Annotated in this window: 18 protein-coding genes and 1 pseudogene; 8 read left to right on the top strand and 11 right to left on the bottom strand. The window is 69.2% G+C overall.

Annotation, left to right across the window (positions count from 1 at the left end):
• Nucleotides 1-11: 11 nt before the first annotated feature.
• Genes AB0D57_RS28835 through AB0D57_RS28815 form a run of 5 tightly spaced genes read right to left on the bottom strand, consistent with a single transcriptional unit; the run spans nucleotide 12 to nucleotide 5226 of the window.
• Complete coding sequence (locus tag AB0D57_RS28835; protein WP_362079131.1) at nucleotides 12-1160, bottom strand: acyl-CoA dehydrogenase family protein; 1149 nt, start codon at nucleotides 1158-1160, stop codon at nucleotides 12-14.
• The gene (locus AB0D57_RS28830; RefSeq protein ID WP_362079128.1) at nucleotides 1157-2008 is read right to left on the bottom strand and encodes an acyl-CoA dehydrogenase family protein; all 852 of its coding nucleotides are present in this window, start codon (nucleotides 2006-2008) and stop codon (nucleotides 1157-1159) included. Before AB0D57_RS28830 ends, AB0D57_RS28835 begins: the two co-directional genes overlap by 4 nt.
• Nucleotides 1998-2939, bottom strand: coding sequence for an NADPH:quinone oxidoreductase family protein (locus tag AB0D57_RS28825; protein WP_362079125.1), 942 nt, complete (start codon nucleotides 2937-2939; stop codon nucleotides 1998-2000). Before AB0D57_RS28825 ends, AB0D57_RS28830 begins: the two co-directional genes overlap by 11 nt.
• A complete protein-coding gene (locus AB0D57_RS28820; protein WP_362079122.1) occupies nucleotides 2936-3952 on the bottom strand; it encodes a phosphotransferase family protein in 1017 nt (338 codons plus the stop codon). Before AB0D57_RS28820 ends, AB0D57_RS28825 begins: the two co-directional genes overlap by 4 nt.
• Nucleotides 3949-5226, bottom strand: coding sequence for an acyl-CoA dehydrogenase family protein (locus AB0D57_RS28815; RefSeq protein WP_362079119.1), 1278 nt, complete (start codon nucleotides 5224-5226; stop codon nucleotides 3949-3951). The genes AB0D57_RS28820 and AB0D57_RS28815 overlap by 4 nt, the downstream gene beginning before the upstream one ends.
• Before the next feature lie 217 nt (nucleotides 5227-5443).
• Between AB0D57_RS28815 and AB0D57_RS28810 the strand changes: the two genes are divergently transcribed.
• Nucleotides 5444-6124 (top strand): TetR/AcrR family transcriptional regulator, encoded by a 681-nt coding sequence (locus AB0D57_RS28810; RefSeq protein WP_362079116.1) that lies wholly within the window; start codon nucleotides 5444-5446, stop codon nucleotides 6122-6124.
• A 325-nt stretch (nucleotides 6125-6449) separates the two neighbouring features.
• On the opposite strand, the gene AB0D57_RS28805 is transcribed toward AB0D57_RS28810, so the two are convergent.
• From AB0D57_RS28805 to AB0D57_RS28795, 3 genes are all read right to left on the bottom strand, one after another.
• A complete protein-coding gene (locus AB0D57_RS28805; RefSeq protein WP_362079113.1) occupies nucleotides 6450-6968 on the bottom strand; it encodes a hypothetical protein in 519 nt (172 codons plus the stop codon).
• Nucleotides 6969-7149: 181 nt separating this feature from the next.
• On the bottom strand, nucleotides 7150-7743 hold the full coding sequence (locus AB0D57_RS28800) for a DUF6624 domain-containing protein (RefSeq protein ID WP_362079110.1): 594 nt from the start codon (nucleotides 7741-7743) through the stop codon (nucleotides 7150-7152).
• Nucleotides 7740-8273 carry an ATP-binding protein gene (locus AB0D57_RS28795; protein ID WP_362079107.1) on the bottom strand — a complete coding sequence of 178 codons (534 nt, stop codon included), beginning with the start codon at nucleotides 8271-8273 and terminating at the stop codon, nucleotides 7740-7742. The genes AB0D57_RS28800 and AB0D57_RS28795 overlap by 4 nt, the downstream gene beginning before the upstream one ends.
• 143 nt (nucleotides 8274-8416) lie before the next feature.
• Here AB0D57_RS28795 and AB0D57_RS28790 point away from each other — a divergent pair, with 143 nt between their 5' ends.
• The gene (locus AB0D57_RS28790) at nucleotides 8417-9238 is read left to right on the top strand and encodes an SDR family oxidoreductase (protein ID WP_362079104.1); all 822 of its coding nucleotides are present in this window, start codon (nucleotides 8417-8419) and stop codon (nucleotides 9236-9238) included.
• Nucleotides 9239-9321: 83 nt separating this feature from the next.
• Here AB0D57_RS28790 and AB0D57_RS28785 read toward each other — a convergent pair whose 3' ends face one another.
• Complete coding sequence (locus AB0D57_RS28785) at nucleotides 9322-10725, bottom strand: hypothetical protein (protein ID WP_362079101.1); 1404 nt, start codon at nucleotides 10723-10725, stop codon at nucleotides 9322-9324.
• A gap of 257 nt (nucleotides 10726-10982) precedes the next feature.
• Here AB0D57_RS28785 and AB0D57_RS28780 point away from each other — a divergent pair, with 257 nt between their 5' ends.
• Together AB0D57_RS28780 and AB0D57_RS28775 are read left to right on the top strand one after the other, a co-directional pair.
• Nucleotides 10983-11849, top strand: coding sequence for a helix-turn-helix transcriptional regulator (locus tag AB0D57_RS28780; protein ID WP_362079098.1), 867 nt, complete (start codon nucleotides 10983-10985; stop codon nucleotides 11847-11849).
• Between the two features lie 3 nt (nucleotides 11850-11852).
• Complete coding sequence (locus tag AB0D57_RS28775) at nucleotides 11853-12098, top strand: DUF397 domain-containing protein (protein WP_362079095.1); 246 nt, start codon at nucleotides 11853-11855, stop codon at nucleotides 12096-12098.
• Here AB0D57_RS28775 and AB0D57_RS28770 read toward each other — a convergent pair.
• A pseudogene (locus tag AB0D57_RS28770) lies at nucleotides 12061-12138 on the bottom strand (hypothetical protein); the annotation flags it as partial. The gene AB0D57_RS28775 and the pseudogene AB0D57_RS28770 sit on opposite strands and share 38 nt — an antisense overlap.
• A gap of 185 nt (nucleotides 12139-12323) precedes the next feature.
• On the opposite strand from AB0D57_RS28770, the gene AB0D57_RS28765 reads away from it, so the two are divergent.
• Both AB0D57_RS28765 and AB0D57_RS28760 read left to right on the top strand, forming a co-directional pair.
• Nucleotides 12324-12794, top strand: a complete 471-nt coding sequence (locus tag AB0D57_RS28765; RefSeq protein ID WP_362079092.1) for a hypothetical protein — start codon at nucleotides 12324-12326, stop codon at nucleotides 12792-12794.
• A gap of 61 nt (nucleotides 12795-12855) precedes the next feature.
• The gene (locus tag AB0D57_RS28760; RefSeq protein WP_362079089.1) at nucleotides 12856-13665 is read left to right on the top strand and encodes an SAM-dependent methyltransferase; all 810 of its coding nucleotides are present in this window, start codon (nucleotides 12856-12858) and stop codon (nucleotides 13663-13665) included.
• Between the two features lie 126 nt (nucleotides 13666-13791).
• Here AB0D57_RS28760 and AB0D57_RS28755 read toward each other — a convergent pair whose 3' ends face one another.
• Nucleotides 13792-14307 carry a pep a2 gene (locus tag AB0D57_RS28755; protein WP_362079086.1) on the bottom strand — a complete coding sequence of 172 codons (516 nt, stop codon included), beginning with the start codon at nucleotides 14305-14307 and terminating at the stop codon, nucleotides 13792-13794.
• A gap of 305 nt (nucleotides 14308-14612) precedes the next feature.
• On the opposite strand from AB0D57_RS28755, the gene AB0D57_RS28750 reads away from it, so the two are divergent.
• A complete protein-coding gene (locus AB0D57_RS28750) occupies nucleotides 14613-14858 on the top strand; it encodes a DUF5133 domain-containing protein (protein WP_362079083.1) in 246 nt (81 codons plus the stop codon).
• A 76-nt stretch (nucleotides 14859-14934) separates the two neighbouring features.
• Nucleotides 14935-16953, top strand: coding sequence for an alpha-1,4-glucan--maltose-1-phosphate maltosyltransferase (locus AB0D57_RS28745; protein WP_362079080.1), 2019 nt, complete (start codon nucleotides 14935-14937; stop codon nucleotides 16951-16953).
• Nucleotides 16954-17013: the final 60 nt, after the last annotated feature.

Genomic DNA, 17013 nt, shown 5'->3' with positions numbered 1-17013 from the left:
GTCTCGCGGGGTCATCTCGGCAGGCCGAGGATGCGCTCGGCGATGATGTTGCGCTGGATCTCGGAGGTACCGCCGGCGATCGTGCCTCCGAAGCTGCGCGCATAGCGCTCGAACCAGCTGGAGATGAAGTTGTCGATGCTCATGTGATGGGGCGGGCCGGTCAGCCCGGGATGAGCCAGGCCCTCGGGCCCGCGTTCCTCCAGTGCGTGCAGACTCGCGTCCTGGACGGCCTCGGAGCCGAGGAGTTTGAGGACGGACAGCTCGGCCGGGTCCCGTTCACCGCTGAGCTGGCGGTAGCCGAGCAGCCTGAGCGCCTGGGCGTCCATGAGCAGCGTCGCGTACCACTCCTGGTCGCTGGGCGCGTCCCTGATCAGATCGTCAAGACGCTCGGCGAAGCTCAGCCACAGCAGGGTCCGTTCGTGGCCCAGCGAGCCGTGCGCCACGGACCAGCCCTTGTTCAGGGGGCCGATGAGGTTTTCGTGCGGCACCCGGACGTCGGTGAAGAACACCTCGTTGAAGTCGAGGTCGTCGGGGGCGGCGAGGGACGCGAACGGCCTTCTCACCACACCCTCGGTGTCGGTGGGGATGAGCAGCACGCTGATGCCCTTGTGCTTGGGCGCGTTCGGATCGGTGCGTACGAACGTCAGCAGGACGTCGGCGTCGTGCGCGCCGGAGGTCCACACCTTCTGCCCGTTGACCACGAAGTGGTCGCCCTCGAGCACCGCCCGGGTCCGCAGTCCGGCCAGGTCGGATCCGGCGCCCGGTTCGCTCATGCCGAGCGCCGCCGTGAGCTCCGCCCGCAGGAGGGGAACGGCCCACCGCCGCTTCTGCTCCTCGGTCCCGAAGGTCAGGATGGAGGCCGCGATGATGCCGAGGCCTTGGGGGTTGAAGCTGTGGTAGATCCGCCGCCGCGACAGCTCTTCGAGGTGGGCGAGCTGCTGCGGCAGGGTGGCGTCGCGGCCGCCGTACTCGGGCGGGTTGCCGGGCAGCAGCCAGCCCGCGTCGAACAGCGTCCGCTGCCAGCGCCGCGCCCACGCCGGTACATCGGCACTCGACTGTGAGGCGGTGAGGGCCTGGGCCGGGCTGGGCAGATGGGCGTCGAGGAAGGCGGCGAACTCGGCGCGGAACTCCTCGACTTCGGAGCCGGAGTTCAGCTTCATGCCAGCAACGCCTTTCTGTGTACGGCCGCGGTCCCCAGCAGCAGATCGCCGGCCTTGGCCCGCTTGAGGTGGATCTGCAGTTCGTTCTCCCAGGTGAAGCCCATGGCTCCGAAGAGCTGGAAGCCGCCCCGGAAGACGATCCGCTGGCACTCCCCGGCGGCGGCCTTGGCCATCGCGGCGGCTCGGCCGCGCCGCGGGTCGTCCTCGGCGATGGTCATCGCGGAGAAGTAGGCGAGGGCTCGGGCCCGTTCGATGGCGACGTACATGTCCGCCGCCTTGTGCTTGACGGCCTGGAAGGAGCCGATGGGCACGTCGAACTGGACGCGTTCCTTCACATGCGCGACGGCCAGGTCCAGGATGCGACGGCAGCTGCCGACCGTGGAGATCGCCAGGCCCATCAGGGCCAGGTCAGGGATCCCGGGAACCAGGTCCGGCACGTCCACATGGGCCGTGTGGAGGGTCGGGTCGAAGGTGGAGACGCGTTCCCCGCACACGTCCGAGCCGTTGACCACGCTCACCCCGTCGCGGGTGAGCAGCGCGATCTCGTCCGCGCGGTCAGCGTCGAGGACGTACCGGCCGATTCCGTCGAACACCCCGGTTCCCGAGCCCCGCGGCAGCCGACCGGCCAGAGGCGCGAACCAGGTGGCCGTGGCGAGGAAGGGCGTCGGATCGGCGGCGTACCCCAGTTCCTCCAGTACGATCGCCAGTTCCACCGGAGGGGCCTCGAGCCACCCCAGATCGAGGTACGTCGTCCAGAGCTGTTCCTCGGGCAGCGACCGCGACTTGGCCACCGTCTCGCGGACCAGGCGTTGCAGCAGGCGCTGGTCCTCGTCGAACTCACACTCCACGGGCCACCTCCAGAAGGACCTTGCCGATGGCACGGCGATCCAGGGTCAGGGCCATGGCCACGTCATCGAGCGGATGGACGGCGTGGACACGGGGGTGAATCAGTCCGTCGGCGAACATCCCGTTGAGCTCGGCGCGAGTGACGACCAACCTGTCCCGGTCGTGCCGCGCCCAGCCGCCGAAGTCGAAGCCGTGGATCGTGACGCCCTTGAGCATCGCCAGATTGAGCGGAAGCCGCGGCACCTCACCACTGGCGAAGCCCACGTTCACGAACCTGCCGCCCCACCGCATGGCCCGCAGGGCCTGTTCGGAGTGCGGCCCGCCCACGGGGTCGATCACGATGTCCGCTCCGCCCGAATCCCGCAGCCCGCGTTTGAGATCCTCGTACGGGAGCACGTCGTGGGCGCCCGCTTTGACACAGGCCGCGCGCTTCTCCTCGGTGGAGGCGACGGCGACCACCTCCGCGCCCAGCAGCGCGGCCAGTTCGACGGCCGCGAGGCCGACCCCGCCGGCCGCACCGAGCACCGCCACCCGCTCCCCCTCCCGGAGGTCGGCGATCAGACGCAGCGCGTTGTACGCGGTGGCGTGCGAGACCCCGAAGGCCGCCGCCCGCTGGGTCGGGATCGCGTCAGGTATGCGATGCAGGCTGGTGGCCGGTACGGCGACCCGCTCCGCGAACGCGCCGACGAAGACGGATCCGAAGACCCGCTCGCCCGTCGCGAAGCCGTGCGCCGACTCGGCTACCACCCCCGCGAACTCGCTGCCCGGAGTGAAGGGAGGCTCCGCCCTGACCTGATACGTGCCCCGGATCACGAGCACGTCGGCGAAGTTCACCGCCGCGAAGTGCACGTCGACGGGTACCTCACCGACCGGCTCGGGGATCTCCTCGACGACGACAGGTCCGCCGACGGCGTTGCACCGGGCCGCTCTCATAGCCGGGTCGTCGCGGCCAGTTCGGCCGCCTGGGCCGCCATCGCCAGGACCGCGTCCCCGTAGTACGCCATCTTCGGGTTGCCGCCCTCGCCCTTCACATGGCGGGCGTACCCGCCCTCCAGCACGATCGCCATCTTGAACCGGGCGAGGATCACGTAGTAGTCGATCTCACTGACGTCCCGGCCGCTGACCTTGGCGTAGTGCTCGATGATGTCGGACCGGTCCGGCATGCCGGTGTAGTCGACGTACTTGCTCTGGTTCGCCCGGTCCTCGTTTGCGTCCGGCCAGCCCATGACCACCCAGGCGAGGTCGAGCAGCGGGTCGCCGACGGTGGCCATCTCGAAGTCGACCAGGGCGGCGAGCTCTGCCGGGGCGCCGTGCTTGAACATCACGTTCGCGAACTGGTAGTCGCCGTGGATGATCCCCGGCTCCCACTGCCTCGGGCGATGGCCGCGCAGCCATGCGGCCGCCCGGTCCAGGCCCGGTATCTCACGGAACCTGAACTTCGCCAAGTGCGCCTGCCAGCGGTCCACCTGCCGGTCGTGGAAACCGTCCGGCCGGCCGAACCCTTCGAGTCCCTGGGCCCGCCAGTCCACGTTGCCGAGCCGGGCGATGCCCTCCACCAGCGCGTAGGCGAGCCCCGGCCGCAGGGACAGGTCGCTCAGGAACGGCTCGGGCCAGCCGTCGGTGTTCATCGGCGACCAGCCGTCCACGTGTCCCATGAGGTAGAAACAGGAGCCGATCACGTCGGTGTCGTCGCAGACGGCGATGGCCTCGGGGTGGGGCACGTCCGTCCCGTTCAGGGCGTTCAGCACCCGGAATTCCCGCAGCATGGTCTCGTTACGGCCCGGCGGGACCTTCTCCGGGGGCTTGCGCAGCACCATCCGCCGCTCGCCGCGCCGGATGTCGAAGATGTCGTTGGAGGTGCCCCCGGAGATGAGGGACACGTCGACGGGTTCACCCGGGGCGATGTCCTGAGCGTCCAGCCAGCGGGCGAGCGACTCGATGTTCACATGTTCTCCAGCTGTTTGCGGGCCCACTCACGGCGGGCGGGCAGATGCTGTGTGGGCCACAGCCCGGGTGCGGCCTCGTAGCCGCGCAGGAGGTCCTTGGCCACCGTGATCTTGTGCACCTCCGTGGGTCCGTCGACGACCGACATGACGGCCGCGCCGCTCCACATGTCACCGAACGGCATCTCGTTCGACACGCCCAGGGCGCCGTGCAGGTGCATGGAGCGGTAGACGATGTCGTGCAGCACCTTCGGCGTCAGGAACTTGATGGCGGCGATGTCCTTCCGGACCCGCTTGTAGTCCTGGTACTGGTCGATCTGCCAGGCCGTGTACAGCACGAAGAGACGGAACTGCTGGAGCTGCGCGTAGGAGTCGGCCAGGTCTGCCTGGACGAGCTGCTTGTCCGCGAGCCTGCTGCCCTGCGTCTCCCGCGAGAGAGCGCGCTCGGCCATCATGTCCAGCGCCTTCTGGCACTGCCCGACGACCCGCATGGCGTGGTGGACCCTGCCCCCGCCCAACCGGGTCTGCGCGATCGCGAACGCCTGGCCCTCGCCGCCGAGCAGCGCGTCACCCGGGACGCGGACCCCGTCGTACTCGATCAGCGCGTGCATACCGGCTTCGGGTGCCTCGCCCATCAGCCCGAGGTTCCGCTCCATCCGGATGCCCGGGGTGTCACTGGGGATCAGGAACATCGACATGCCCTTGTACGGGCTGACGTCCGGGTCGGTCACCGCCATCACGATGACGAACCGGGAGGTGCGCGCGTTGGAGGAGAAGAACTTGCGGCCCGTGATGACCCAGTCGTCGCCCTCCCGCTCCGCGCGGGTGGTGAACAACTTCGGGTCGGCGCCGGCCTGCGGCTCGGTCATGGAGAAGCAGGAGAAGCACTCGCCTTCCAGCAGCGGCTGGAGATAACGCTCCTTCTGCTCCTCGGTGCCGTAGCGGGCGATGATCTCCGCGTTGCCGGTGTCCGGCGCGGCGGTGCCGAAGATGACGGGAGCCCAACTCGACTCTCCGAGAATCTCGTTGATGAGCGCCAGCTTGAGCTGTCCGAAGCCGCGCCCGCCCAGCTCCGGACCGAGATGGGGTGCCCACAACCCCTGGTCGCGCACCTGCTGCTTGAGCGCCCTCACGACCGGGCCGGTCTCCTCGTCGAGGGGGTGGAAGGCCCGGTCGGGGTGAAGGAGGTCGAGCGGGTCCACGCGCTCGGCGCGGAACCACCTGATCCACTCCAGTTTCTTCTCGAACTCCGGCTCGGTCGAAAAGTCCCATGCCATGTCAGACGATCCTCGTTTCGTGGTGTTCCACCGCGAGGACCCGTTCGCCCATCTCGGGATCGGGGACACTCCCGGACTCGATCACGCAGGTGCCATCCCAGACGCATGCGGAGAATAACATTCTCAATGAACGCAAGTAAGAGTCTCGTAACCTGCGGTGCGTGATTCGGTAGGGCGCGGCCACTTATTACCGCTGAAGTGGAGTATCGTTCTGCAAGTGACGGCAGTCCCCGAAGAACCAGCGTGGCGCCAGCGCGCCGTAGAGCGATCCACCCGTGCCGCGAAGCTCCGCGCCGAGCAACGCGTGCAGCGCTTCCTGGACTCGGCACAGGAGCTCATCGCCGAGAAGGGAACGACGGACTTCACCGTCCAGGAGGTCGTCGACCGCTCGAAACAATCCCTGCGCAGCTTCTACCAGCACTTCGACGGCAAGCACGAACTGCTGTTGGCGCTGTTCGAGGACGCGCTCGCCACAAGCGCCGTCGCGCTCCGGGAGGCGGCCGCCGCCGAGAGTGATCCGCTGCAGCGTCTGCGAGCCGCGGTCGAGACGCTCTACGAGCAGTCGCATCCGAGCCCCGGTGTCCAGCGCCCGCTGTTCAGCGACTTCGCCCTGCAACTGCTGGTCAAACACCCCGACCAGGTGGCGATGGCGCACATCCCCGTCCTCACCGTGTTCACGGAACTCATCGCGCAGGCCGCCGAGGCCGGTCTCATCGCCACCGGGAAACCCCGTCGGCAGGCCGCCCTCGTCATGCAGACCATCATGTTCGCGGCCCAGGCCCACGGCGTGCCCGCCGAAAGTCACGCCCACCCAGTCACCTCGGAGGAGATCTGGGAGTTCTGCCTCGGCGGCATCTCGGGCGTTCCGGCCACCGCGGGCCGGTCCAGCTCCGCCTAGGTCCTGTCGTCACCTTCCCGTCGTCCGTCCGGAGGGCGGGCGCTCGGGGCATTGCATCCACCACCATCGCCGGCAGGTAACCGGTTATTTGTTCGCTGAGTTGCCAGGCAAGGACGGCCTGCTCGCCGAAGCGCTCGCCCCGCGCGACACCGAGGAATGGGAGGAGGGCGTGGCCGCGGTCGACGGCGCCCGCACCCACGTCGCGCAGCGCCTGCGGGAAAACGCGGCACGGGGAAAGTTGCGCGAGGCCCTCGATCCCGACAGCGCGGCCCCCCTGTTCCAGGCCGTGCTGGGCGGACATCGCACGGCCGTCACCGGCGGCGGGTCACGACCCCGCTTCCTTCCTCAGGAAGTTGCTCACCTGACAGGCGAGACTGTCCCGGGCCGAATCGGAGCGGGTACCCGCGTCGACAGGGCCCTCGTCGAGGTCGACGCCACCAGCCCAGAGGTACCGGTCGGTCCACTCTTCGTCGACCTTCAGCTGGATCTGGATGTCCACCCGGGGCAGTGAGGCTTCCTGGCCCGCGGCATACAGGACCGCGGTGGCCCGGCGCAGCGGGTAGACGTCGTAGCCCTCGATGAACTGTGAGTTGCGCCAGTCCAGGAAGGCGCTCTCGCCGTCGGGACCCACACGGATGTCCATCTGACCGTCTTCGAGGTGAATGCCGAAGTACGTGCCGGAGCGATTCTCGACGGTCACGCGGCACCGGAAGTAGGTCAGCCCGTCGGCGGCGTCGTCGCGTCCCCGCGGCGGCTCCGCCCGCTCCACCCCGTGGACGCGGACGCGCAGGCCGGCATGCTCGTCGTACTCCTGCCAGTCTCCGACCACGTTCGGCTCGTGCACGGTCCACCTCTCCACCTCAGAGAGGTGTTTCCTATCTGGGCCCTCAACTGGGTGTCAAATGAGTGGAACATGCCGTGGCCAGGGATTTTCCCCTTCTTGATCGGCGATCAAGCCGTGCCCAGCCAGAACCCGTTTCCCCGCCGATCCGGGGACATTTCCCTGCGTGCTGCACATCACGTTCTCAGGCGCCGCGGCGCAGCGTCCGCATCTGTTCGTCGAGCGGGCCCAGGCCGACGTCACGGCGCCGCTCGTCGATGGTCTCGGGCCGCCGGATCGGATACGGGCGGAAGGTCACGGGGTTCACCCGGGTGCCGTAGAACTGCGGCTGGCCCAGTTCGACGGCACAGTGGTCGGCGATGTAGGCGTGGTGCGGGGCGGGGCAGCGCCCGTCCGCCGTGGCCTGGGCGATCAGGTCGCGGCAGCTGAGCTGGAAGTCGAGGTCCGGGGCGTGCAGCAGAATCATGAGGGCCGCCGTCGAGGCGGGCGCGCCGACCAGGTCGGCGGTCGGCCAGCCGTGCCGGTGGACGATCTTCTTGAGGGCTTCGGCGTTGGCCCGGCGGCACTCGGCGATACCGCGCCGGCACTGCGGAGTGGTGTTCGTCTGCGCCCGCACCATCAGCTGCCGCTCTTCGTCCGCCCTGCGCGACAGCTCCTGGGCGAGCGCGGCCGCGAGTGCCGGGAGGACCTGCGCCGGTGTGCCGTCAGGCCCCACCGGCCCCACCGGCCCCGCCGGTGCCTCGGCGCCGAGCGCCAGGTGTCCCGAGGAACCCGTCATGGCATGCCCTGAAGGGCCAGCGTGAACCACACCTTCTTGCCCGTGGTCCCGGGGTCGGGCGGGGCGATGCCCCAGTCGTCGGTCAGTGTGGCCACGATGGCCAGTCCACGTCCCGACTCCTCGGTTCCGTCCGCTGTACGCGGTCGCGGCAGGGCGGGCGAGCGGTCGGCGACCGTCACGCGCAGCTCGTCCTCCGTGGTCTCCAGGGTGGCGGTGATCGTGTCACCCGGGCCGGGGCTGCCGTGTTTGACCGCGTTGGTGAACAGTTCGTCCGTCGCGAGGACTGCGTTGTCGAGGTGCTCGGTGGGCAGCCGTAGCCGGGCGAGGTACTCGGCGACCATGGTCCGCACGCCCGCCGCACGTGACGGATGGGCGGGGACCGTGGTGCGCACCAGGCGGATGGGGTTCCTGTGCGGCACGGCGGCGTGACCGGGCCGGGCCGGGCCCCTGGGCACCTGGCCGTCTGCCGCGTTGTCGCCGTGCGACGGTGGGAACGACGGCCCGTGGCGATGCGCCCTGGATGCCGTCATCGGTCCTCCTTCGTGTGCAGCGGGTGGGGGACGTGCTCGATGGCTGCCCATGCAGCCAACAGGTTCCGGAGGTGGGTGGACCAGGGGGCATCGGGGTTGTCCGGTTGCAGGCACGTAGTGGCGTGCGATGTATGTTCGATCACGTGAGGAACGTGAGCGGGAGCCGGACGGCGGTGCCCCCGGGGCCCTTCACCGGGTGGTCCGGTGTGCGCGGCAAGCGTGTGCTGGTCACGGGGGGAACACGCGGACTCGGCGAACAGATCGTGCGGCTGCTCGCCGCCGAAGGGGCCCGGGTGGCGACCTGCGCGCGCACCGTACGGGACCTGGAGGGGCTGGCGGAGTCGCTGGGCTCCCCGCTGTTCACCCAGGCACTCGACGTCACCGAGCCGGAGTGCCTGGAAAGCTTCGTCGCCGCCTCGGCGAAACGTTTCGGCGGCCTCGATGGGGTGGTGGCCTGCGCGGGCGGCTCTCGTGGTGGTCGCTTCGAGGAGGCGGACGCCGGCGACTGGGCGGCGACCTGGGAAGTGAACGTCGGCCATGCGACCCGGCTGGTCCGGGCCGCGGTGCCGCATCTGCGGGCGGCGGGCGGCGGATCCGTTGTGGTGATCTCGTCGATCTCCGGCTGGAAGCCGGGTGCGCCCGTCCAGTACGGGGTCGCGAAGTCCGCCCAAATCCACCTGGCCGCCTCGCTCGCCCGCGAGCTCGGGCCGGACGGGATCCGGGTGAACGCCGTCTCCCCCGGGTCGATGCTCATCCCGGGCAGGCGCTGGGACCGGATGCGCAGGGAGGAACCCGAGGCGTTCGCCGGATTCGTGGCGACGGAACTGCCGAGCGGGGAGCCGGTCGCACCGCAGGAGGTCGCCCGCGTGGTGGCGTTCCTGCTGTCGGACTGGTCGAGCGGTATCTCCGGTGCCCATCTGCCCGTCGACCGCGCCCAGAACGCGCCCTCGCCGGACGGGTACTGAACCGACGACCGGCAAACCGACAGCTGCCGAACCGTCAGCCACCGAACCACCGGCTGCCAAGACCCCCGGCGCCCCCGTCCCGGTCATGCCACCGCTCCCAGCACAGCCCGGGACCTGCGCTCGAACTCCTGCACCATGGGCTCGTGGCGACGGGGCTCCAGCCGCCTGCGGAAGTCGCGCAAGGCCTGGATCGACCGTTCGCTGTGCACGGTGCTGAGGGTGTCGAGCGCCTCGGTGGCGGTGCCGACCGCCTCGTCCAGACGGTCCTGCTGGAGATGAGCGGTCGCCAGCACGGAGCGGCTGATGGCCTGGCGCCTGCGCCGGTCGGCGTTGGCGCTCAAGGACTCGCTCGCGGTGCGCTCCGCCTGCGCGGCGAGCCCGAGGTCACGGAAGCACAGGGCGGCTTCGGCCTGCAGATAGTGATGGTCGAGGTAGCGGACCCAGACGGATTCCTGGGCGGCCCCGCGGCTCACGTCCAGCTGCTGTTCCGCCCGGCTCAGCGCCTCGGAGGCCTCCCCCGCGCGCCCCTGAGCGGCATGGCCCCGCGCCGACATGGCGTGCAGGCGCATCAGCCCGAGCGGGCTGCCCGCCCCCTTCGCGGTGGCGACACCGGCCCGGGCGAGGGCCACTCCCTCGTCGGGACGGCCGAGATTGGTGGCCAGATGGGAAAGCCCGGCCAGGATCTGTCCGCCCAGTACCCGATCGCGGCCCTCCGCGCACAGGCGCAGCCCCTGCGTCATGTAGCGCTGCGCCAGTCCGTACTCCCCTGCGTCGTACGAGCTCCAGCCGGCCATCGCGGCCAGGCGTGCCGCGGCGGCGTAGAGCTGGCGTTGCAACTGCGGCTGCGTGCCGCGGCGTTGCAGCATGGGCACGACCTCGGTGGCGAGATAGTGCACGATGCTGGTGCGCACCCCACCGCCGCCGTAGTGGTTGTCCATCTGGTCGAACATGGCGATCATCGCGTGCACCTGCTCGACCGGTCCGCCGCTCACCACCGGTGTCGGACGAAAGCCGTCCTGGTGCTCCAACAACCAGAGCAGCCACTCGCGTTGCGGATTCGTCAGCGCGGCGGCGACGAACGGGACCGAGCCGAGGAGGCTGCGGCGGGAAATATCGGTGGACCCCAGCTCGGCCAGGGTGTGAAGGGTTTCTGCCACATCTTCGCCATAGACGAGCGCCCTGCCCGCGACCGGGCGCTGCTGATCGGAGTGGAAGCCGAGATCCGCGGGTGACACGGCGCGGCCGAGCCGCTCGGACAGTACGGCGGCGATCAACTCCGGTGTGGTTCCCCGTGGTTGCTGGCCCTGGAGCCAGCGGGTGACCGACGCCTTGTCGTAGTTGGAGTCCGCGCCCTGACGGCGGCCCAGCTCATTGACCCGCAGCGCGAGGGAGGCGTATGAGCAGCCGGCGTCCTTGAGGGCGGCCGCCAGCGCCGCGTTGGCCCCGGCGGGAACCCTGCCCGTGCTCCTTGATTGTCCGTCGGTCACGGTGGCCACCCAGATTTCGCATCACGGTCGCGTACGGCTGTGCCCGCACCTGCCGCGACATCAATTCCTTGATGTCCGAGCACAGTTGAGCTTCGTCGCCACTGACTGTGCGACAGGTCACTCGATCACTATCCTCGCCGACAGGCTCAACACGCAACCAGCGTTCTGATAATTTCAGAACGATCCGCATCGCCCTGTCTCTGTCACCCACCACGTGGCACACTGCACGCTGTGACGGCCGTTCCGGGAGGTAGGACGTGAGCGACAACCGCTCTGGCGGCAGCGCGCCCACGGTCCTGCGGATCGTTCTCGGCAAGCGGTTGCGACAGCTGCGGGAACAGGCCGGGGTGTCGTTCGAGGAGGCGGCACGGGCGATCGAGGTCACCCCTCTGACGGTCCGCCGGATCGAAAAGGCCGAGGTCGGCCTTCGTATCCCCTACGTAAGGGAGTTGCTGCACACCTACGGGGTCCCGGCGGCGGAGATCGACGGCTTCCTCGCCCTGGCCAGGGAGGCCAACCAGCCCGGGTGGTGGTACAAGTACCGCGACGTACTGCCCGAGTGGTTCAGCGCCTACGTCAGCCTGGAGAGCGAAGCCAGCGTCATCCGTCTCTACGAACCCCACTACGTCCCCGGCCTGTTGCAGACCGACGACTACGTCACCGCGCTGATGCGCGTCGGCTTCCCCAACGAGTCGAAGGAGGACATCGCCCGCCGCGTCGCCCTGCGGATCAAGCGCCAGGACCTGCTCGCCAAGCCGGACGCGCCCGCCATCTGGGCCATCCTGGACGAGACCGTGCTGCGTCGGCCGGTGGGCGGAGCCGAAGTGATGCGGGCCCAGATCGACCGGCTGCACGAGGTCCTGGACATGCCGAAGGTCACGATCCAGATCATGCGCTTCGGAGTGGGGGCACACCCCGGCGCCTTCGGCCCGTTCCACCACTTCCGCTTCGGCTTCTCCGAACTGCCCGACGTCATCTACACCGAAAGCCTCGCCGGCGCGGTCTATGTCGACCGGCCCGCCGACGTCGTCACCTATCTCGAAGTGCTGGACCGGATGTCCGTGCAGGCGGAGCCGGTCGCTCGGACCAGGTCCATCCTGGGTGAACTGCGTAAGGAGTTGTGATCCATGGGATCCAAGGGCCCCATCTACAGCGGTATGTCGGCCGTCGACCTGGGTACCGAGGGCTGGGAGAAGCCCTGGAGCGGTACCAACGGCGGGAGTTGCGTCGAGGCCAAGCTGCTGCCCGACGGCCACGTGGCCTTCCGCCAGTCCACGGACCCGGACGGACCCGCGCTGGTCTACACCCGGGACGAGATGATCTCGTTCCTCGAAGGAGCCAAGGCCGGCCAGGCCGACTTCCTGATCGCCTGACCCCACCACCGCGCGAAACAACGGCGTGCGGCCCCGCCACTACGGCCGCACAACCGGACAACCCGCACGCCCACTCCCACCGTGCGGGTTGTCCCCCCACACTGGGGAAGTCGGTCGTCGTGGAGGGAGCGGTATGCGCACCGGTCCGCGTTCCGAGGTGACGCCGCCAGGCCGCCGGGGTTCCGAGGCGCTGGGTTCCGGGGTGCGGGGTCCCGTGGTGCGGGTATGATCCTCCACCACGCCCTCACCCAGTGCCGGACACTGGTCGTCGAGGGACCCGACGGCATCAGCAGAAGCGGCCTGATCGCCGAACTGGTCCGCCACGGATTCACGATCCGGCGTTCGCACGGGCCTCTTCACCATCTGGACCCCACTCAGCCGTACCGCGAACTCCTCGCCGCACCAGGGCGGTTGGCCGTCGACGGCAGTCTCCTGCACGAGCTGGTCTACGGACCGCTGCGCCGCGGACGCTCCCGGGTCACATGGATCCAGGCGCTCGACTTCGCGGAAGCGGTGGCGGAACGCGACGGCGCACTCCTCCAGGTGACGGGCGAGACGGACGACACCGAGGCCGTCCGCGCGTACGAGCGGGCGCTGCGCACGCTGGCCCAGCACGTCCCCGTCGTCACCCTCGACGCGAAAGACCTCGGCCACCCGATCCGCGGGCCTGCCCACCCTCACCATCAACTCACATAATTCGAAAAGAAGTTGACGGTAGGTTATGAACCAACCACGTGACGCAGGCAGGAGACATTCCATGGCAGACGGCCGGCCCACCCCCGACCAAGAGGCGCTGTCCAAGATCGACACTACGGTGCCGCACTCCGCCCGCATCTGGAACTACTGGATGGGCGGCAAGGACAACTACGAGGTCGACCGGGTCGCGGGCGACGCCTACCGCGAGGTCGCGCCGAACATCGAGACGATGGCACGGGCCTCCCGCGACTATCTGATCCGGACCGTGACCTTCGTGGCCGGCGAGCTCGGCATCCGCCAGTTCCTGGACATCGGCACCGGCCTGCCCTCGTACGACAACACCCACCAGGTCGCCCAGCGAGTGGCACCCGAGTCACGGATCGTCTACGTCGACAACGATCCCCTGGTGCTCCGCCACGCCCAGGCTCTGCTCACCAGCACCCCCGAGGGCGTCACCAACTACATCGACGCGGACCTGCACGAGCCCGAGAAGATCATCGAAGCGGCAAGCCGCATCCTGGACTTCGACCGGCCCGTCGCCCTGATGCTCATGGGCATTCTCGGCCACATCCAGGACTACGAGGAGGCCAAGTCGATCGTCCGCAGCCTCCAGGCCGCCCTGCCCTCCGGAAGCTACTTCGTGCACTACGACAGCACCGACACCGACGCCGCACTCAAGGAGGCCCAGCAGGGCTACGACGACACCGGCGCCATCCCGTACGTGCTGCGCAGCCCCGAGCAGCTCACCGCGTACTACGAGGGCCTCGAACTGATCGACCCCGGCATCGTGTCCTGCCCCCTGTGGCGCCCCGAGCCAGGCACCTCGCCCGAACCCACGGACGTCCACGGCGGCGTGGCCCTCAAACCGTGACGCCACGCGGCTGACTCGCAGGACGCCACCGACCTCGGCCAGGGTGACCGAGGTCGAGGTGTGCCGTCGCAGGCCGCGACTGCCGCGCCCGGTGGAAGGGAAAGCCCGTTCCGGGCGCCTACGCGATCAACGTACGGCGACGGCGGCCTCGCGGTCACCGAGGGGAGCGGCGAGCACCGCCGCCGGCAGAGTCACCCGGCGAGGCGCCCTGCGCGCCTCCCGCAGGCTGGGCATGGGCCCGGTCGGGACCAGCGGAGCCCGCTCGGCCGAGCGGGCCCGCCACGAGAACCAGATGATCTTGCCACCGGCGCCCGTGGCGCAGCAGCCCCAGCCGTCGCTGAGCGCGGCGATCTGGGCCAGACAGCCCTGCGGTGCGTTGTGCGGGCGAAGGTCCTGGTCGTTGTCGGACACGGCGGTGATGAGATGCGAGCCGTTCCACCACATCTCGACGGTCGTGTTCTTGTCCGCCGCGTGCTCGTCGATCGTATGAAGCAGCGCTTCGGCACAGTGACAGACGGACTCGACCAGGGTCTCCAGGTTCCAGTAACGGAGATGGGCGGCCAGGATGCGCCTGACCTGTCCTACCCGTTCCGGGCTGACCTCCACGTCGAGGTGGTAGTAGCAGGGGACTGCAGCTTTCATTGTCGTTGGCTCCTCACCGGCGAAGCTCCCCGCTTGCTCGCCCTCTTCGAACCGGGACCCGAACACGAAGCGTGAGATCAGATCGCTCCTGAGTCATTCCCAGAGTGAGAGTGCTACTCCATTCGTGCAACACGAGAGCGGCCCCAGATGTAGTTGAAGACCCAACAAGACGCTCGGTTGCGACGCGGGCACCATGAGTGAGGGTGCCGTGCGTCGTAACGGGCCGGTTTCCCTCCGTGCACAGTCGTCCGGCACCGGCCGGGGGAGCCGTGCGCAGCCGAGAGAGTGGGAAGGTGACCAGCGCCATGCTGCTGCCTGACAAAGCCGAGGTCGCCAGGCATCTGGAGCAATACCGGGCCTGGGAACGCCTGCTGCTCGTGGCCCCCGCCGATCACGCGGTGCGGGGCAACTTCGAGAGCACGGGTTACACCCTGTGCGTGCTGATGGGGAAGCGGTGCGCGCGGGAGGCCGTGGACGCCGCCGAGCGCTATCTGCGAGGCGGCGGTTCACCCGTTCGAGGAACGGACCGTTCGGCCGACAGGCACCCATGAGTCGGACGTTTGTCGGGACATGCCAGCGCAGCTCTGAACCGTAGTCGGGAGCTCGAGGACGTCGGAGGCGAAATCCATGCACGCACACCCGGCCGACGGCCGTGACCCGATCAACTGCGGTGCGATCGGTCGCGTCCCGATCGTGGATGTCCGGCCGGTCGTCGAATGTGGCCGGCGCCCCGCGAAAGCGGTCAGTGGTGAGACCTTCCAGGTCACCGCCACCGTTTTCGGCGAGGGTCAGGACACGGTCGGCGCCAATGTCGTGCTGTGCGGCCCGGGCGGCCTCCCCGGCCCCTGGACCCCGATGCGCGAACTGGCCCCGGGCAGCGACCGCTGGGGCGCCGAGGTCACACCGGGAGCCGAGGGCCACTGGACGTACCTGGTCGAGGCGTGGAAAAACCCCTTGGCCGCCTGGCGCCACTCCGCCGAAATCAAGGTCCCGGCCGACATCGACGCAGGGCTGGTGCTGGAGGAGGGCGCCTCGCTGTACGAGCGCGCCGCGGCCGGCGTACCGGACCCGGCCGGCCAAGCGACGCTGAGGGCCGCGGCGAACGCCCTGCGCGACGACTCCCTGCCGCGGGCCGCCCGACTCGCGGCCGCGCTGACCCCGGAAGCGGACGCCGTTCTCGCGGAACACCCGCTGCGTGAACAGGTCTCCCGTTCGCTGCCGATGCCCCTGCTCGTGGAACGGGAACGGGCGCTGTACGGCGCGTGGTACGAGTTCTTCCCGCGCTCGGAGAGCGGACGGCTCGACCCGCCGGTCCACGGCACGTTCCGTACCGCCGCCGAACGCCTGCCCGCCATCGCCGCGATGGGCTTCGACGTCGTCTATCTGCCACCGATCCACCCCATCGGCACCACCTACCGCAAGGGCCGCGACAACACGCTCTCCGCGGGCCCGTACGACGTCGGTGTGCCCTGGGCGATCGGCTCCCCGCAGGGCGGGCACGACGCGATCCACCCGGATCTCGGCACGATCGACGACTTCGACGCGTTCGTACGCCGGGCAGCGGATCTGCGCCTGGAAGTAGCCCTCGACTTCGCGCTCCAGTGCTCCCCCGACCATCCGTGGGTGCAGAAGCATCCCGACTGGTTCCATCACCGGGCGGACGGGACGATCGCGTACGCCGAGAACCCGCCGAAGAAATACCAGGACATCTACCCGATCGCCTTCGACGAGGACATGCCCGGACTGGTCGCCGAGTGCGTGCGGCTGCTGCGTTTCTGGATGAGCCACGGCGTCCGGATCTTCCGCGTCGACAACCCGCACACCAAGCCGGTCGCCTTCTGGGAGCAGGTCATCGCGGACATCAACCGCGCCGACCCGGACGTGATCTTCCTGGCCGAGGCGTTCACCCGGCCCGCGATCATGCAAAGGCTCGCCGCGATCGGCTTCCAGCAGTCGTACACGTACTTCACCTGGCGCAACACCAAGGAGGAGCTGACCGAGTACCTCACCGAGCTGTCGGGCGAGACGGCGGCCTTCATGCGCCCCAACTTCTTCGTGAACACGCCGGACATCCTGTCCGACTATCTCCAGCAGGGTGGACGGCCCGCCTTCGAGGTGCGCGCCGTCCTTGCCGCCACCCTCTCACCGGCCTGGGGAATCTACGCGGGGTACGAGCTCTGTGAGAACACTCCGCTCCGGGCGGGCAGCGAGGAATACCTCCACTCGGAGAAGTACCAACTGCGTCCGCGTGACTGGGAGTCGGCCGCACACGAGGGCAGCACGATCGCACCGCTGATCACCCGGCTGAACCGGATCAGACAGCACCACAAGGCCCTCCACGCACTGCGGAACCTCCACTTCCACCCCATCGACAACGACGCCCTGATCGCCTACAGCAAACGCACGGGTGACGACACGGTCGTGGTGGTGGCCAACCTCGATCCCCACCACACCCAGGAGGCCACGGTCTCGTTGGACATGCCGCGACTCGGCCTGGACCGGCATGAGTGCGTGCCGGTGCGCGACGAGCTCACCGGCGAGACCTACCACTGGGGCAAGGCCAACTTCGTGCGACTGGGACCGGGCAGTGCGCATGTGCTCGCCGTCGGCCCCTCACCGCAGATCGGAGGGTCACCCACCACATGATCGTCAACGAGCCCGTCCCGGACACGTTCGAGGACACCCCGGCCAGGGACCGCGACCCCG

The organism is Streptomyces sp. NPDC048275 (assembly GCF_040652275.1).
Classification (GTDB): Bacteria; Actinomycetota; Actinomycetes; order Streptomycetales; family Streptomycetaceae; genus Streptomyces.
The sequence above is the reverse complement of the archived record's forward strand: the minus strand, read 5'-3'. Positions and strand labels throughout refer to the sequence as shown.

What these genes read in the sequence shown, in the direction of transcription:
- AB0D57_RS28835 (WP_362079131.1), bottom strand. Translation starts at nt 1,160, where the DNA reads ATGAAGCTGAACTCCGGCTCCGAAGTCGAGGAGTTCCGCGCCGAGTTC.
- AB0D57_RS28825 (WP_362079125.1), bottom strand. Translation starts at nt 2,939, where the DNA reads ATGAGAGCGGCCCGGTGCAACGCCGTCGGCGGACCTGTCGTCGTCGAG.
- AB0D57_RS28815 (WP_362079119.1), bottom strand. Translation starts at nt 5,226, where the DNA reads ATGGCATGGGACTTTTCGACCGAGCCGGAGTTCGAGAAGAAACTGGAG.
- AB0D57_RS28800 (WP_362079110.1), bottom strand. Translation starts at nt 7,743, where the DNA reads ATGACGGGTTCCTCGGGACACCTGGCGCTCGGCGCCGAGGCACCGGCG.
- AB0D57_RS28795 (WP_362079107.1), bottom strand. Translation starts at nt 8,273, where the DNA reads ATGACGGCATCCAGGGCGCATCGCCACGGGCCGTCGTTCCCACCGTCG.
- AB0D57_RS28775 (WP_362079095.1), top strand. Translation starts at nt 11,853, where the DNA reads ATGGGATCCAAGGGCCCCATCTACAGCGGTATGTCGGCCGTCGACCTG.
- AB0D57_RS28765 (WP_362079092.1), top strand. Translation starts at nt 12,324, where the DNA reads ATGATCCTCCACCACGCCCTCACCCAGTGCCGGACACTGGTCGTCGAG.
- AB0D57_RS28760 (WP_362079089.1), top strand. Translation starts at nt 12,856, where the DNA reads ATGGCAGACGGCCGGCCCACCCCCGACCAAGAGGCGCTGTCCAAGATC.
- AB0D57_RS28755 (WP_362079086.1), bottom strand. Translation starts at nt 14,307, where the DNA reads ATGAAAGCTGCAGTCCCCTGCTACTACCACCTCGACGTGGAGGTCAGC.
- AB0D57_RS28750 (WP_362079083.1), top strand. Translation starts at nt 14,613, where the DNA reads ATGCTGCTGCCTGACAAAGCCGAGGTCGCCAGGCATCTGGAGCAATAC.
- AB0D57_RS28745 (WP_362079080.1), top strand. Translation starts at nt 14,935, where the DNA reads ATGCACGCACACCCGGCCGACGGCCGTGACCCGATCAACTGCGGTGCG.